Here is a 13,813-nt window from a genome sequence, read left to right on the forward strand (position 1 = left end):
GCGGGGCGAGCATCGGAATGGCGCAGGGCAGCCTCGGCGGCTAAAGAACCCTGACATCCGCAAGCTCAAAGCCCTGCCGCCCCGCTGAGGTGCCCCCGAAAGTTGGATTTACGTCCAACTTTCGAGGGTCAGTTCAGTCCCGCAGCAGCCTGCGTCAGGCCAGCGCTTCCTCATCCTTCAAGATCTGCATGGCCTTGCCCAAGGCGACCTGGTAGCGCCGCTGCTCCTGGGCAACGCGGTCCGGCGTCCATTGATAGAAGCCCTTCAGGGAAGGCGACTTGACGCCTATGTTGCCCTGCTCGACCAGCTCGCGCATGAGAGCGCTGGGCCGGTCGTCCGTACGCAGGTGCGGGTACATGGTCGCGGCCGCCGCGCAATGGATGTCGATGCCGGCCAGATCCTTCTGCAGCAGCGGGCCGGCCGCGATGTAGCGGAACCCGAACCCGTAACGCACGGCAGTGTCCACGTCCTCGGCGGACGCGAAGCCTTCCTCGACCAGCGCGATCGCCTCGCGCATCAGCGCGTGCTGGATGCGGTTGGCAAGGAATCCCGGCACGTCGCGCTTGACCTGCACCGGCTTCTTGCCGGTATCGCGCATGATGCGGCTGACTTCCTGGGCCATGGTCTCATCGGTCGCCTCGCCGCGTATCACTTCCACGGCGGGCACCAGGTGGGCGGGCATGAAGTAGTGCAGGCCCACCATGCGAGCGCGGGTCTGCAAGCCCTCGCCGATGGCGCTGATCGGAAAGCTCGACGAATTGCTGGTCAAGGGTATGGAGGCAGGCGCCAGCTGTTCCAGGCGAGCGAACACCGCGCGCTTGGTTTCCAGCAGTTCCGGCACGCACTCGACCACGATGCGGGTATCGCTCCAGTCGATTTCCTCCATGGTTGCGCTGGTCGCGATGCGATCCGCATCCGCCCGGCCGCCGATCATTTCGCTGGACGCGTTCACGCGCTGCGTCGCGGCTGCGCGCGCGGCCGCATCGGGCTCCACCAACCACACGCGCCAGCCCGCCGCATGAAAACCGGCGGCGACGTCGGCCCCCATGGTGCCCGCGCCCAGCACAATTGCCTGATCCATCTGTTCTGTCCTTTTGGTAATTGGAGAATGTCTTACTCAGAGGGCCTGCGCGGCCGGCGCCGGCAGGTACATGGGCTTGCCCGCCACATCGAGGTCGACGCGCAGGATGCTGGCCGAACTGGACTCGGTGATGTAGAGCGTGCGCCCCGCGGGTCCGCCGAAGGCCAGGTTGGTGGTGTGCAGCCCCTCGGGAGACTGAATGCGCAAAGCCGGCTGGCCCAGCGCATCCATGCACCAGACGGTGCCCAGCCCCACGTGGGCGATGCACAGGCCACCCTGCGCATCCAGCGCCAGGCCATCGGGGCCGCCGCCGCCCGACATCTGGATGAAGGTGCCGACCTTGCCGACCTGGCCGTTGCGCAACAGCGGCACCTTCCAGATGGCATTGGCCCGCGTCGCCGCGACATACAGCGCGTGCTCGTGCAGATCCATGACCAGGCCATTGGGGCTGGGTATGCAGTCGAGCAGGCAATCCAGCTGCCCGTCCGGCCGCAAGCGGAACAGGCGCCCGGTCGGATCCTGCCAGCCGGTCATGCCCTGGTCGGTGAAATAGAGGTCTCCTGCTTCCGAGAAGAACAGGTCGTTCACGCCCTTGAAGCGCTCGATGTTGTAGCGCTCCAGCACCGGGCGCACCTCGCGGCGCTCGAGGTCGAACTGCATGATGCCGTGCTTGTAGTCGGCGATGAAGATGCGGCCGTCACGGTGGAACTTGAGGCCGTTGGGCCAGCCGTCGTATTGCACGAGCGGCTCGAATTCGCCGCGCGCATCGACGCGCAGGATGCGGCCGTTGATGACGTCCACGCAATACAGAAGGCCGTCCGGCCCGAAGGAAGGCCCTTCCAGCAGCGAGCGCGGCGGATTGCCTTGCGGCTGGCCGGCGACCCACTCGTTCAGGTCCTGGCCCTGCCACTTCAGCTCGTCGGGCAGCCGGGCGTGGACGTTGGCCTGAATCCTGGGGACGGGATCGTAGAACATGCGGGTCTCCTCTGATTTTCTGGACGGGAATCTATGCGTCCCGTTTCGAACAAAATTCTAAGGAGAGCCGAGCATTTAAGGAAATGAAATATATCGAACAAGATTTTCAAAAAAAACGATAGTTGATTTTTCCCGTCCCCAAGGGGCTAATAGGTCTTGCGGGTCCGCGCGCATACGTCAAGCAACCGCGCGACCGCTCAGAGGCACGATAAGATGATGCGTCCCCTCTTGCCGCTGCCGCTCCATGCTCCGTCTTGCCATCCGCACCGTTCTCGTACTCCTCATTGCCGGCTCGGCATTGCTGCTGCTGCGCGGCAACGGCGGCCCCCAACTGATCCATAGCGAAGATTCGCAGTTCGGCAAATTGCTCGTGTTCGAGGAAAACGGCGAGCGCTGCATGAACTTCAACTCCATGCACGACGTCGGCCGCCAGACCTGCATGAGCCTCGAGCATCCCGGGCAACTGGTGTTTTCCTACACGCGCATGATGATGACGGCGCTTTATATCAATCCCAAACCGCGCAACATCCTGATCATCGGATTGGGCGGCGCCACGCTGCAAAAGACCCTGGCCGCGCTGCTGCCCGATACCGTCATCGATACCGTGGAAATCGATCCTGCGGTAGGCAAGGTTGCGGCGCGCTACTTCGGCTACCAGCAGGGCCCCAGGCAGCGCCTGTACGTGGAAGATGGCCGCGCCTACATCGAACGCGCCCATCGCGATGGCCTGGAGTACGACATGGTGATGCTCGACGCGTTCGACGTCGACTACATCCCCGAACACCTGATGACGCTGGAGTTCCTGCAACACGTGCGCGGCATCCTCGCGCCGGGCGGCGTGGCGGTGGCCAACACGTTCACCGAGAGCCAGTTGTACGCGCGCGAGTCGGCGACCTATGCGGCGGTTTTTGGAGCATTCTTCAATTTGCAAACGGGCAACCGGGTCATCATGGCGGTCAATGGCGAATTGCCCGGCCGCGATGAACTGGCCCGCAATGCCGCGGCGCTGGACGCCAGCCTCGGGCCCTTGGGCGTGGATCCCAAGGAGGCCCTGAGCATGTTCGAGCGCAGGGAAAAGGCGGCGAGCGAAGCGCCCGTATTACGCGATTGAGCGACGCCGGCGCCAGGCTGCGGCCTATCGGCCGCAGGCTCACTTCACCGCCGAGTTGCCCCCGTCCGCGTAAAGCGCGGACCCCGTGACGAAACTCGCCATCGGGCTCGCGAGGAACAGCGCCGCCGAAGCGATTTCATCGGCGCGCGCGATTCTCTTCATGGCGTGCAGGTTCGCTGCCCAGTCCTTCTGTTCCTGGCTCCCGGCCATTTCCGTGTCCACCCCGCCGGGCAACAGCGCGTTGGCCCGGATGCCTTGCGCACCGTAGTCTGCCGTGATGCCCTTGACCAATCCCATCAGCGCGGCTTTCGACGTCCCGTATGCCGCCATCCCGGGCAAGCCCACGCTAGTCCCCACGAAGCTGGACACGAAGACCAAGGCGCCGCCGCCCCGCTCCAGCATGGCCGGGATCTGATGGCGCGCGCCCAGGAACGCCGCGGTGAGATTGACGCTCAGCGTGCGCTCCCATTCGTCCAGGGCGACTTCCGCCAGCGGCTTGACGGGTCCGATGGTGCCGGCATTGTTCACCGCGATATCCAAGCCGCCGAATTCGCGTTGCGCATCCTGCACCGCTTGCCTGTGCGTTTCCGGCCTGGCGGCATCGCCGGCCGAAACGCAGGCCCGCCCACCGGCGCTTCTGATCTCGCCCGCCACTTGCTCCAGAAGTTCACGGCGTCTCGCGGTCAGCACCAGCGCCGCGCCCTGGGCCGCCAGCAGCAACGCGGTCGCGCGTCCGATACCCGATGAGGCGCCCGTCACCAAAGCGACCTTTCCAGCAAGAGATAAAGACATCGGCGTCAGCTCCAAGCATGAATAATGCCTGCATCCTATAAATGCGAGCGCGCCTTGTCGTCCCGTTTCTTGCTGTCCACGCGCGGCATGTCACGCCACTGATCCGCGCTGCGCCATCCCTCCTGGCAACTCCTGAGCCGCCTGCCTGGCATCATCGGCAGGCCGTATCAACAGGCAGCCCAGCACACCGAGCGCGCCGCCTGCAAGGCTGTAGAACACGGGCGCCAGCGATATCCCCGTGGCCTGGATCAGCCAGGTGACGATGAACTGGGCGAATCCGCCAAAAATCATGACGGCGATGTTGTAGCAAACCGCCAACCCGGCCGAGCGCACGTTCGTCGGAAACTGTTCTCCGAGCGCCGTCGCGAACGGTCCGAGAAAACCGCCCAGCAGTATGCTCAGCACGGTGAATGCGACGATCAGATTCGGCAAGGTCGGCGTCGACTGCACCCATGAGAACAGCGGATACATCAATATTGCGTAGGGCAGCAGAAACGACAGCATCACCGGTTTTCTTCCATGGCGATCCGATATCGCGCCGGAAATTGGAATGATGACGATCAGCGCCAGCAGCCCGATGGCCTGCGCGGTGAAGGCGTCATGCAGCGCGAAGCCGAACTGGCGGGTCACGAAAGTCGGCAGATAGATGATGAATGTATAGACGGAGGCCGTGGCGCACGTGGTCAGGCACAGCGTGGCCGCGATGGACCGCGGATAACGGCCCAACATGGCTGCCAGGCTGACCGTCTCCCCCTTGCGCAGCGACGCCGCGGACTCTTCGGGCTCGTCCAGATAGCGCCTGATCCACCATCCCAGCGGCGCGATCAGCAGTCCCACGACAAACGGAATGCGCCACATGCCGTCGAGCAGCTGTTGCTCGGTGAAGATCGATGTCAGCAGAAACCCCGTGGCGGCGCCTCCGAGATTGGCGAGATTCTGGCCGAACATCTGCCACGCGCCATAGAGTCCCTTCTTGTTCCTGGGCGCGGCCTCCACGAGATAGGCAGTGGACGATGCGAACTCGCCCCCGGTCGCAATCCCCTGCATCAGGCGGGCCAGCACGATCATGATGGGCGCGGCGACGCCTATGGTCGCGTACGACGGCGTAAAGACCATGATGAGCAAGGACACCGTCATCAATGCAATGATCAGCTGCAGCGCCGACTTCCTGCCTTTGCGGTCCGCGTACATGCCGATGGCAATGCCGCCTATCGGGCGCGTGACGAAACCGACTCCGAACGTCGCCAGCGTCAGCAACAGCGCGGTATGTTCGCCCGCTTCCGGAAAGAACACCTTGGCAATGATGAATGCCATCGCCGCGAACACGCCGAAGTCATACCATTCGAGCGCATTGCCAAATATCGCCGCCGTCAATTGCAACCAGCGCGGGGCGCTCTTCTTTTTTGCATTTTTCATGTCTAGTCTCCTCCCAACTGCTACCTAGTTGTTGTTGTCCAGCGGCAGCGCTCTTTCGGCTATCCGGGAAAGCACCGCGCTTCCAATGGGAATGGCGGCATCGTTGAAATCGAAGTGCGAGGTGTGCAGCCCGTGCACATGATCCGGATCGCCCGTGCCCAGGTGCAGATAGGCCCCGGGCCGCTCGCGCAGCATGTAGGCGAAATCCTCCCCGCCCAGGCTGGGCACCGGATGTCGGACGACATGCTGTTCGCCCACCACGTCCTGCGCCGCCAACCTGGCCAGGCGGGTCTGCGGTTCCGTATTGACCGTTGCCGGCACGTTCGGCTCATAGTCCAGGGTCGCCGATCCGCCCAGCCCTCTCGAGACGCTTTCCACGGTTTCGCGCAGGCGGGCCTGCAGGACCTGCTGCACTTCCGGCCGCAACGATCTGGCGGTGCCCGTAAGCACCACCTCATCCGGAATCACGTTGAAGCCGGCCAGATTGCCTCCCGCCACGGCGCACAGGCTGAGCACGCCGGCGTCCAGCGGGTCCAGGTTGCGGCTCACGATGGAGTGCGCCGCAACGATGACATGGCCGGCGATCAGGACCGGGTCTACCGTTCTTTGCGGCGCAATCCCCCCGTGGCCGCCCTTGCCCCGGATCCGGATCGTGATGCGATCGGACGCCGCCATGACGGGCCCGACCGGAATGGATACCGTCCCCAGAGGCAGCGCCGGCCAGTTGTGAAGCGCGTATATCTCTTCAATGGGAAACCGCTCGAACAGTCCATCCTTGACCATTTCCAACCCGCCGTTGTGCCCCTCCTCTCCGGGTTGAAAAATCAGATAGACCACGCCGTTGAAATTCCGCGTGCGCTGCAGATAGGCGGCGGCGGCCAACAGCATGGCGACGTGGCCGTCGTGGCCGCAGGCATGCATCTTTCCGTCGTCGGCTGAGGCGTACCCCAGCCCCGTGCATTCGCGGATGGGGAGCGCGTCCATGTCCGCTCTCAGGCCTATCGCCCGCCCGCTGCTCGTTTCGCGGCCTGGAATGAATCCGACCACGCCCGTACGGCCGATGTTGGCATGGAACCCGATGGAGAGCCGGCGCAGCTCTTCGCAAACCAGCGCCGCCGTCCGGTGTTCCTCGAAGCCTAATTCTGGATGCGCGTGCAGGTCGTGGCGGATTTGCTGGTACCTGGCGGCGTCCGCAGACAATTGATCTAGGATTTCTTGTGGCATGGGCTTGGGTTTTCGTTATTGAAGATTTTGTCGACACATGTTCACTACCGCCCGAATGGTAGAGACACGGTAACCATGCCGTAAAATGCTATTTAACGATGTCCGTCATACTAATAAGGTATAGCCATGGATCTGCGGCAATTGCGCTACTTCGTTGCCGTCGCCGAACGCGGCAGCATCAGTCTCGCGGCTCAGTCGGTGCACATCGCCCAACCGGCATTGACCCGCCAGATCCAGGCATTGGAAGAAGAGCTGGGCACAGCGGTTTTTGAACGAACCACCCGCGGCGTCCATCTGACCGAAGCGGGCAAACAGTTGCTCCTGGACGCCAACCGCCTGCTGGGCGACGCAACCGCAGCAATGGAGCGCGCCCAGCGCGCGGGACGCGGCGAGATCGGTCACCTGACCATCGCCCTGCCGGTCATGCTGACGTTGCGTTCCTTGCTCGCCGATGCGCTGCGGTTATTCCGCCGGGAAGCCCCGGGGGTTTCATTGACGCTCAGTCATCTGCTTTCGGACGCGCAGATCGAACTCCTGCCCACGGGCAGGCTGGACGCGGGATTCACGCTGTTCAGGCCGCTCGACGATCCCGCGTTCAAAGGCATCCCCATCTACTCCGAGAAGATGCTGGTCGCCTATCCCGCGGACTGGCACTGGGACAATGGCGGCCCGACGTCCTTGCGCGAACTCGCCGGCCGGGACTTCATCTGGCTGCCGCGCAATGCAGCGCCCGTCTGGCATGACAGGCTGATCCATTGCTTTTTCAAGGCCGGATTCGTGCCCCGCTCATCGATACAGGGCGTGGATGTCGGATCGATGCTCACCCTGGTCGCCGCGGGCTTGGGCTGCACCGTTCTGCCCGACTCGGCCACGCGCGCCGCGCCGCCCACGGTCGCCTTCAAGGAACTGCCCGATCTGGACGTGGTCCAGCATTGGGAGCTGGTCTGGCGGGCCGACAACCAGTCGGCGCCGCTCGAGCGGTTTATCGACATCGTCACGACCCATGTCGCGGACCCTGCACGCCACCTTGTGTGAAGGGCCACAGGCCCCGATGGCGCTCTGCCGCCACGCTGCGGCCCGAACTACCTCGCGCAGCTCCAGTACGGGCAACCCGAGCGCCCGATGATTGCCAAGGCCAGCTCGCCCGGCTGGCGGAGCATGCGCTTCAGGGCGTTTGCCTGCGCCTGCAATGGCGCTGAATCCGTCCGGTACATGCCCCTCTGGTCGAGCAGGAAGTTCATCTTCAAACGCGCCTCGCGCGCCTTTTCCAGATCGAGTTCGCCACCGTCTGCTTGAAAGATCGCGCCATAGATCTGTGTTTGAATTCCGCAGTATTGGTCCGCCGCGGTCAACGCCTCTTGCATGGCGGCACCCGTGTAGAGTTGGCGCAACCCTGCGATCTGCGCATGACAGCTTTGGTACTGCAGCGGCATGAACCTTGCCAACAAAGCCTGGTCCCTGTCGCCGGCTTTCGCACAGCTACGCAGATCCGGCGTCTGCGATCCGTCGCGCGCAGCGGCGGACAACGCGCCGGCAATGCACTCATCCAACGATGACGCTTTCCACAGCGCCTGGGCCGAGCCCAGCAATCCCATCTTTCCCAGCGTGCGCCCGAACTGCGCGGCGGCAAGCTGTTCCTGCATGCCGCGGTCATGATTGCCGAGCGTCACCGCGGCCAACGCCACGGCGCTAAGCGCGCCGGTGGCGGCCAGGACCACCCCCGCCGTCATGGGCCGCAAGCGCTCGGCATACAGCGCGATACCCGCAAGCAGCGCCCCCGACAGCAAGCCCCCCAGGTGCGCCGCGTTATCGACGTCGAACGCAAAGCCCGCGCCGAAGGTCAGCACCAGGCTGAACAGCAGATTGCCCGGCGGGATGTGCGGCCGGCCCATGCGCCGGTCATGCAGGCCGTAGACGATGGCCGCCCCGAAAATACCCAGGATCGCGCCGGACGCCCCGCAGCTCAGGAAAAACTCATCGCGATGCCATAGCGCCGTGACCAGGCTGCCGCACAGGCCCGATAGCAGATACACGCCCAGGAACACCCAGGAACGCATGCGCGCCTCCAGGATGATCCCCAGCGACCACAGCGCCAGCATGTTGATTGCCAGGTGCAGGAAGCCGATGTGCAGGAACATGCTGGTGAACAGGCGCCAGTATTCCCCGGACAAGGTCAAGGCCGGTACGTTGCCGCCCCAATCGATCAGAAACGAGGTTTGGCTCAGGCTCTCGAACGCGCGCGAGTCCAGGAAGCCCGCCACGCAGTACACCGCGATATTGCAGGCGATCAGCAAGAGCGTGATCTTGCTGACGCATATTCTTTTGAGCAGGGACATGCGTTGGAATTGAGGCATCAGGTAGGCATATCAAAGAGTGGGCTTTATCTTAACCAAGCGTAGCGCCCGCCCGCGGACCCCCGACGTGCGCGCGATGCTAGCGTTTCAGCCGCCGGTCTTTGGCACCGGCTTCTCGTTGTCGCACCCTGCGTATTGATATTGGCCCGGCTTGCCGAGCTTGGCCGTGAACGTGCATGGTTCGCCGGAATACGCGTGCGTGGCCTGCACTTTCAGCACATTGCCGGCGACAAGCACGCTCTGCTTGCCCTGCCCGCAACTCCAGAAGGAGGTCGAGAGTTCCTCAAAGGTCTGTTCCGCAACGAGCTTGGCGGGGCGGCCAGAGGCCGTGGAAGCGACCCATTGAATCTGGACACGGCAGCTGACGTGCTCGAAACCGACCTCTTCCACGACGATCCGGTACGCGCCCGTGGTTGCGCCATCGGTCCAGCGGCCGCCCTGCACCACGCGCGTGGTCGACGCGTCCGCCTGCGTTTCAGCGACAGCGCCGGTCGCCTGTAGCGTCAGCAATAGGAGCACCGCAAGTGTTCTCATGACCTTCATCCGCAGACCGCCTGGAGTTATCAGTGACCGTCGAGCGCAACGCAATTGCGCTGCCGTGCACTTATACCATTCAGGTGCGAAATCGATCGCCGTCAATTTGACGACGCAAAAGGAAATCAAATACGCTGCGCCGATGATTACGATAAGAACCTCCCGCCCCGACGAAGGCGCACGCGCCGTCGAAATCTGGCGCAACGCGGTCGACGCCACGCACGACTTTCTATCGCCCGAGGATCGCCAGGCCATCGACAAGATGGTGTGCGGTTTTCTCCCGCAAGTACCGCTCTGGCTTGCGGTCGACGCCCGCGACCATCCGCAGGCATTCATGCTGATCGACGACGGCCACATGCAGGCGCTGTTCGTCGATCCCGCCTGCCGCGGAACAGGCATAGGCGCCGCGCTGCTGCGGCATGGCCTGTCGCTGCATCCCAACATGACGACGGACGTCAATGAACAGAACGGCCAGGCGGTGGGTTTCTATGAAAGGATGGGCTTCAAGCGCACGGGGCGTTCGCCGCTTGATGATCAAGGCAGGCCGTATCCGTTGATCCATCTGGAGTATCGGCGCTGATCGGAAGAAAACAAAGCCACCTGCGGGTGGCTTTTTCCATGGATAACAACTTTACTCTGGCGCCGTTTTGCGACGGCCTTTTTTTATCAGCCATTCGCGCAACGCGTTTGCACCGCGCTCGCTGAAATCAGGCCAACAAAATGAAAAGGCCGTCAGTGATTTCTCACTAACGGCCTTTGGAACTACTGGTCGGGACGGCGGGATTCGAACTCGCGACCCCTTGCACCCCATGCAAGTGCGCTACCAGGCTGCGCTACGCCCCGAAAGAAAAAGAGTATAGCAGAACAAAAATTTGTTTGCACGCATTCGTGCAGAAAAAGTGCTGAATACTCAAAAAAATTTTCGCGCTGCGTTCATCGATTGCATCAACCGCATGCGCATCGATGCGCGCGGCGCGAGGTACTGCTCAATGCAACGCGCGGCTTGCGCCGCGCGTTGCAGGTACTGCGTTCAAACAATGTGGGGAATGACGATGCGCCGCGTTCAAGCCGCAGGGCTGGCGTTGCCGGCGCTTGCACCGCCAACGTTTGCAGCCGTGCCCAAGGCTTCGGCCAGCATCGTCGAGACGTTGCCCAGCTCGTTGCGCAAGGCTTGCATTTCCGCGCCCGACAGGCGCACTGCAGCGTCCTGATCGTGCGGCACGTCGCGCGCATCGCCCAAGCGATTGCGCGCGCCGCTGATCGTGAAGCCTTGCTCATACAGCAGGGAACGGATGCGGCGGATCAGCAGCACTTCGTGATGCTGGTAGTAGCGACGGTTGCCGCGCCGCTTCACCGGCTTGAGCTGCGTGAATTCCTGTTCCCAATACCGCAAGACATGGGGCTTGACGCCACACAGGTCGCTGACCTCACCGATGGTGAAGTAACGCTTGGCGGGAATGGGCGGTAAGGTAACGGTGGATTCGGTACGTGTCATAAGGGGATTTTATGCCGCGATGCGTCAGGTGCCGATAACAATTGCCGACAAAGCGTATCACTCCTCGGCGTCGGATGCTTCGGGTGCTGCGGGCGTTGCCTGCTCCACCACGCTCTTGAGCTTCTGGCTCGCATGGAAGGTAACCACGCGGCGCGCGGCGATGGGGATGGTCTCGCCGGTCTTGGGATTGCGGCCAGGGCGCGGCGGTTTGTCGCGCACCTGGAAATTGCCAAAACCAGAGAGCTTGACGGAATCACCGCGCGCCAGGGCATCGCGGATTTCCTCGAAGAAGGTATCGACGATGTCCTTGGCTTCGCGCTTGTTCAGGCCGACCCGCTCGAAGAGCAGTTCGGCCAGTTCAGCCTTGGTCAACGTGCGCGGCTCGGCAGCAAGCATACTGTTCCCCATGGTTCATGCGCGTTGGCGAGCGCCATGCGCAGCTACCAAGGCTTCCTTGATGCGGGCCAGGCAATCGGCCACGCGGGCTTCGTCCAGAGTGACCTCAGTGTCCTGTAGCCAGAATCGGAAAGCAAGGCTTTTCTCGGTGACGGGCTCGCTGCCTTGGGACTTCTCGCGCCACACGTCGAACAGGCGCGCGTCCTGCACCACGGTCAGCTGCGGATCTGCCTTGACGGTCGCGAAGACGGTGTCGAGCATCGACTGCGCAGACACGTCGGCATCGACCCACAGCGCCAGATCGCGCACCACCACGGGCTGGCGCGAGAGCTCGCGCACTTGCGGCAGTTCGCCTTCGGACAAGGCTGCGGCGTCCAGTTCGAACACGACCGGCGCATGCGCCAGGTCGGCTTGCTGGGCCCAACGCGGATGCAGTTCACCGACCCAGCCTACGTGCTTGCCGTCCAGTTCGATGCGCGCGCCGCGGCCCGGATGCAGTGCGGGATGCGTCGCGGCCTCGAAACGCAGACGGCTGCCGCGCGCGCCGAACAGCGCCTCGACATCCATCTTCACGTCGTAGAAGTCCACCTGGCGCGTCGCCACGCCCCACTGCTCTTCCACGGCCGGCCCCCAGGCCGCGCCCGCCAGTTTCATGGGCTGGCGCACGCCCGCCACTTCCAGCGGACCGTCCTGAACAGACGCATCGCGCGTGAACACGCGGCCCAATTCGAACAGGCGCACGCGCGTCTGCTTGCGATTGGCGTTGTGACGGATATTGGCGACCAGGCTGGCGATCAGGCTGGAGCGCATGACCGACAAATGGCTGGCAATGGGGTTGACCAGGCGCACGGGCGTTTCGTTGCCGGCGTAGTCGCGTTCCCACTCGGCTTCGACGAAGCTGTAGTTCACGACTTCCTGGTAGTCCTGCGCGGCGGCCAGGCGGCGCAGCGCATGCGCGCCGCGGCGGATTTCCGGCTGCGAGAACATCTTGGCGCGCGCCATGGGCGGCTCCACGGGAATGTTCTCGAAACCGTAGATGCGGGCCACTTCCTCGATCAGGTCTTCTTCAAGCTCCAGGTCGAAGCGATAGGAAGGCGGCGTGACGATGAAGTCATCGCCTTCGATCCTGAAGTCCAGGCCCAGGCTGCCGAAGATCTTGGCGACCTCGGCCTGCGTGACCGGCACGCCCAGCACGCGGTGGCAGCGCGGCAGGCGCATGCGCACGGGTTCGCGCTTGGGCAGGTTGACGATCTGGTCGTCCAGCGGACCGGCCTGGCCGCCGCAGATGTCGACGATCAGGCGCGTGATGAATTCGATGTGCTCGGGAATGGTGGCGAAGTCCACGCCACGCTCGCCGCGGTGGCTGGCTTCCGAGCTGAACTTGTAGCGGCGCGCGCGCCCGGCGAGCGACTGCGGCCACCAGAATGCGGCTTCCAGATAGATGTTGCGGGTGTCGAGCGTGACCGCGGTCGCTTCGCCGCCCATGATGCCGGCCAGGCTTTCGACCTGATCGCCCGCAACCACCACGCCTACCGTGGAATCCAGCGTGACGGTCTGGCCGTTCAGCAGCTCGAGCGTTTCGCCTTCGCGGGCCCAACGCACGCTGAGATCGCCGCGGATCTTGTCCAGGTCGAACACGTGCGACGGACGGCCCAGTTCGAGCATGACGTAGTTGGAGATGTCCACCAGCGCCGAGACCGAGCGTTGGCCGGCGCGCTCCAGGCGCGTCTTCATCCAGTCGGGCGTCGCTGCGCGGGCGTCGACGCCGCGGATCACGCGGCCGCCGAAACGGCCGCACAGATCAGGCGCTTCGACCTTGACCGGTAGGCGCTCGTCCAACGTGACGGGCACGGCAACGGCGGTGGGCACGGACAACGGCGCGCCAGTCAGGGCAGCCACTTCGCGCGCCACGCCCAGGATGGACAGGCAGTCGGCGCGGTTGGGCGTCATCTTCAGGGTGAAGAGCGTGTCGTCCAGGTCCAGCACTTCGCGGATCGACTGGCCGGGCGTCATGCCGGCGGGCAGTTCCAGCAAGCCGGCGTGATCCTGCGACAGGCCCAGTTCGCGGGCCGAGCACAACATGCCCGACGATTGCACGCCGCGCATCTTGGCCACGCCGATCTTCATGCCGCCAGGCAGCTCGGCGCCGACGCGCGCGAGCGGCACCGTCAGGCCGGCGAAGGCGTTGGGCGCGCCGCACACGATCTGCAGCAGCTCGCCGGAGCCATCATCCACCTTGCAGACGCGCAGCTTGTCGGCGTCGGGGTGCGGCGCGATTTCGACGATGTGGCCCACGACCACGCCGCTGAAGGCGGGTGCGGCAGGCACGGTGTCTTCGACTTCCAGGCCGGCCATGGTGAGCCGGTGCGCGAGTTCATCGGTGGCGATCGCGGGGTTGACCAGCGTACGCAGCCAGGATTCGGGAAATTGCATGA

The 13,813-nt window shown here is 63.9% G+C and carries 13 protein-coding genes and 1 tRNA gene; 3 read left to right on the forward strand and 11 right to left on the reverse strand.

Annotated features, from left to right (window positions below):
• Window positions 1-154: 154 nt before the first annotated feature.
• Together IPU70_RS29590 and IPU70_RS29595 are read right to left on the reverse strand one after the other, a co-directional pair.
• Window positions 155-1,081 carry a 3-hydroxyacyl-CoA dehydrogenase family protein gene (locus IPU70_RS29590; protein WP_207472706.1) on the reverse strand — a complete coding sequence of 309 codons (927 nt, stop codon included), beginning with the start codon at window positions 1,079-1,081 and terminating at the stop codon, window positions 155-157.
• A gap of 36 nt (window positions 1,082-1,117) precedes the next feature.
• Window positions 1,118-2,056, reverse strand: coding sequence for an SMP-30/gluconolactonase/LRE family protein (locus tag IPU70_RS29595; RefSeq protein WP_207472707.1), 939 nt, complete (start codon window positions 2,054-2,056; stop codon window positions 1,118-1,120).
• A 244-nt stretch (window positions 2,057-2,300) separates the two neighbouring features.
• On the opposite strand from IPU70_RS29595, the gene IPU70_RS29600 reads away from it, so the two are divergent.
• Window positions 2,301-3,167, forward strand: a complete 867-nt coding sequence (locus IPU70_RS29600) for a spermidine synthase (protein WP_207472708.1) — start codon at window positions 2,301-2,303, stop codon at window positions 3,165-3,167.
• Window positions 3,168-3,206: 39 nt separating this feature from the next.
• On the opposite strand, the gene IPU70_RS29605 is transcribed toward IPU70_RS29600, so the two are convergent.
• From IPU70_RS29605 to IPU70_RS29615, 3 genes are all read right to left on the reverse strand, one after another.
• Window positions 3,207-3,959: an SDR family oxidoreductase gene (locus IPU70_RS29605; RefSeq protein ID WP_207472709.1), complete on the reverse strand. Its 753-nt coding sequence runs from the start codon at window positions 3,957-3,959 to the stop codon at window positions 3,207-3,209.
• Window positions 3,960-4,049: 90 nt separating this feature from the next.
• Complete coding sequence (locus IPU70_RS29610; RefSeq protein ID WP_207472710.1) at window positions 4,050-5,375, reverse strand: MFS transporter; 1,326 nt, start codon at window positions 5,373-5,375, stop codon at window positions 4,050-4,052.
• A 24-nt stretch (window positions 5,376-5,399) separates the two neighbouring features.
• Window positions 5,400-6,599, reverse strand: a complete 1,200-nt coding sequence (locus IPU70_RS29615) for an amidohydrolase (protein ID WP_207472711.1) — start codon at window positions 6,597-6,599, stop codon at window positions 5,400-5,402.
• A gap of 126 nt (window positions 6,600-6,725) precedes the next feature.
• Between IPU70_RS29615 and IPU70_RS29620 the strand changes: the two genes are divergently transcribed.
• A complete protein-coding gene (locus IPU70_RS29620) occupies window positions 6,726-7,634 on the forward strand; it encodes a LysR family transcriptional regulator (RefSeq protein ID WP_207472712.1) in 909 nt (302 codons plus the stop codon).
• A gap of 47 nt (window positions 7,635-7,681) precedes the next feature.
• On the opposite strand, the gene IPU70_RS29625 is transcribed toward IPU70_RS29620, so the two are convergent.
• Window positions 7,682-8,953: a rhomboid family intramembrane serine protease gene (locus tag IPU70_RS29625; RefSeq protein ID WP_207472713.1), complete on the reverse strand. Its 1,272-nt coding sequence runs from the start codon at window positions 8,951-8,953 to the stop codon at window positions 7,682-7,684.
• An 87-nt stretch (window positions 8,954-9,040) separates the two neighbouring features.
• Window positions 9,041-9,487, reverse strand: a complete 447-nt coding sequence (locus IPU70_RS29630; protein ID WP_207472714.1) for a hypothetical protein — start codon at window positions 9,485-9,487, stop codon at window positions 9,041-9,043.
• Between the two features lie 142 nt (window positions 9,488-9,629).
• Between IPU70_RS29630 and IPU70_RS29635 the strand changes: the two genes are divergently transcribed.
• Window positions 9,630-10,067: an acetyltransferase gene (locus IPU70_RS29635; RefSeq protein WP_207472751.1), complete on the forward strand. Its 438-nt coding sequence runs from the start codon at window positions 9,630-9,632 to the stop codon at window positions 10,065-10,067.
• 186 nt (window positions 10,068-10,253) lie between these two features.
• On the opposite strand, the gene IPU70_RS29640 is transcribed toward IPU70_RS29635, so the two are convergent.
• From IPU70_RS29640 to pheT, 4 genes are all read right to left on the reverse strand, one after another.
• A tRNA-Pro gene (locus IPU70_RS29640) sits at window positions 10,254-10,330 on the reverse strand.
• Window positions 10,331-10,550: 220 nt separating this feature from the next.
• Window positions 10,551-10,982, reverse strand: coding sequence for a MerR family transcriptional regulator (locus IPU70_RS29645; protein ID WP_207472715.1), 432 nt, complete (start codon window positions 10,980-10,982; stop codon window positions 10,551-10,553).
• A gap of 57 nt (window positions 10,983-11,039) precedes the next feature.
• Window positions 11,040-11,390, reverse strand: a complete 351-nt coding sequence (locus IPU70_RS29650) for an integration host factor subunit alpha (RefSeq protein ID WP_041653270.1) — start codon at window positions 11,388-11,390, stop codon at window positions 11,040-11,042.
• Between the two features lie 3 nt (window positions 11,391-11,393).
• Window positions 11,394-13,811 (reverse strand): phenylalanine--tRNA ligase subunit beta, encoded by a 2,418-nt coding sequence (gene pheT / locus IPU70_RS29655; protein ID WP_207472716.1) that lies wholly within the window; start codon window positions 13,809-13,811, stop codon window positions 11,394-11,396.
• Window positions 13,812-13,813: the final 2 nt, after the last annotated feature.

The organism is Achromobacter sp. SD115, from assembly GCF_017355315.1.
Lineage (GTDB): Bacteria > Pseudomonadota > Gammaproteobacteria > Burkholderiales > Burkholderiaceae_B > Achromobacter > Achromobacter xylosoxidans_B.